Raw genomic sequence first — 1,933 nt, 5'->3', positions numbered from 1 at the left:
CTAGTCGAGTAGAAGGGAGCCTTTCTACCTTACGGTAAATTGTACTCCTCCCCCCTCACAGAACCGTGCTTGCGCTATTAACGCACACGGCTCCTCCTAGTCATCATTTACAGAATGTAGCTAATCTCTTTTCTAAGATCGTAGATGTTCACTTTGATTCTTGGTGAAGGAAGTGGATATTTACGAAGAAAGAGATTAAATTTATCCCATGTGAAGGACTTCCTTTGGCTTCTTCTGTTTAGCCATTTAAATAGTAAGTGTTCGATTTTCTCTTTGAAGTTGTTAACAGTTTGAGTGTTATCTGTGATGCAATAATAGTTGTAATAACCTATGAGTGAGCGTTTAAATCTATCCATAATTGTATGAATATCTTTATTTCTATTAGTCTTCAGCCATTCTTTAGATTCTCTTAGTTTGCCTTGGACTTTCTTCCTGCTAGATTTCCGTTTTACTCGAAATTTCCCTTGTTTGCTTCTCCCGCAATAGTGGGTAAACCCAAGGAAATCAAAGGTAGCTGGTTTACTATTCCCTTCTCGCCGTGCATTATTTTCTGCAAACCTACCAAAGGGAATAATTTTAGTTTTATCCTCGGCTATTTCCAAATTAAACTTCTTTAATCGAAGCTTTAATGAATGGAAGAATTGCTGTGCTTCACTTTTATGTTGAAAACAACACACAAAGTCATCTGCGTATCTTACTATGTATGCCTGTCCTTTACATTGTTTCCTAACCACTTTCTCAAACCATAAGTCCAGAACATAATGGAGATAAACATTGGCTAATATCGGAGATATTACTCCACCTTGCGGTGTGCCATTATCTGTCTTGTACTTCTTCCCTTCCTCCATGTATCCACCTTTAAGAAACCTGCTGATTATTCTCAGAAGGTTAGGGTCAGCGATTCGGAGTTTCAGGAATTCTATCATCCATTTGTGATCCACGTTGTCAAAGAAACCTTTGATATCAACATCTACCACATAACTTACTGACCTCTTTTCAATATAATGGTTCAGTATTTTCAGCGCATCATGGCAGTTCCGATTAGGGCGGAACCCAAATGAACAATCTAGGAAGTCATTTTCATAGATGGTATTTAGTATTTTGGTAATACCCTTTTGTACAATTTTATCCTCATGTTCAGGTATCCCCAAAGGTCTTTTCTTGTTTGAATTGAGTTTTGGGATATACATTCTTCTTACTGGAACAGGTCGATAACTTTTGCTTTTAAGCCTACTTACTAAATCCTTAATGTTTTCTTCCATGTTTTCACTGTATTGTTCTTTAGTCGTTCCGTTAACACCAGTCGCCTTTTTATTAGGTAGTTCATGATGACACTGTGTTAGCGATTGCTTATTTAATAAGGTGCAAGTGATGTAAATTTCATTTTAGGATCAGATTTTGCTAATTCTGCTATCCTTAGTAGTTTTGTTTCCATTTATTATACCTACCTCTGTGTGTAGTAAATGTGTCCCTAGTAAGGGTGATAACTGGTAGCTAGCCTTTCCTCCATCGGCATTACCCAACTTCATTGGTACTACGCTGCTATCCGACCCCCTACATCGGCATTTGGTTTCCTTGCTTGTTATCGCTTGTACACCATACTCTTCAATAGATAGAAAAGACCGGTAGGGTCTCCCGAGTTGCCATATCATATCAATGTGTAACGTGCCAAGGTCTCTGACTCCAGAGAGGTTTTATCCTTCTTGCCTTGACGAAGGATAAAATGTTGCTTTCTGCACGCAGGTAAGGCATCAGCCCTCTCGGTTTACTAACGTTTATGGAGCTCAATCCCTTCAGCCATTTGGCTTTCGGCCCGCTACCTAACTGTCTACGCTTAAAGACTAAAGTTACCTTTAGCCCTCCAAGACTCGCTACGAGCGAATGGCTAGTTCTTACTCGACGGGAATCCCACCCGCTATATGATACGACCTAG

At 39.5% G+C, this 1,933-nt stretch carries 1 protein-coding gene; it reads right to left on the bottom strand.

What is annotated here, in order from left to right:
• Positions 1-107: 107 nt before the first annotated feature.
• A complete protein-coding gene (gene ltrA / locus AR334_RS28555; RefSeq protein WP_253701396.1) occupies positions 108-1,373 on the bottom strand; it encodes a group II intron reverse transcriptase/maturase in 1,266 nt (421 codons plus the stop codon).
• Positions 1,374-1,933 lie beyond the last annotated feature (560 nt).

Source organism: Bacillus sp. FJAT-29814 (assembly GCF_001510715.1).
In the GTDB taxonomy this organism is placed as follows: domain Bacteria; phylum Bacillota; class Bacilli; order Bacillales; family Cytobacillaceae; genus Neobacillus.
This window is presented reverse-complemented; position numbering and strand designations above follow the sequence as displayed.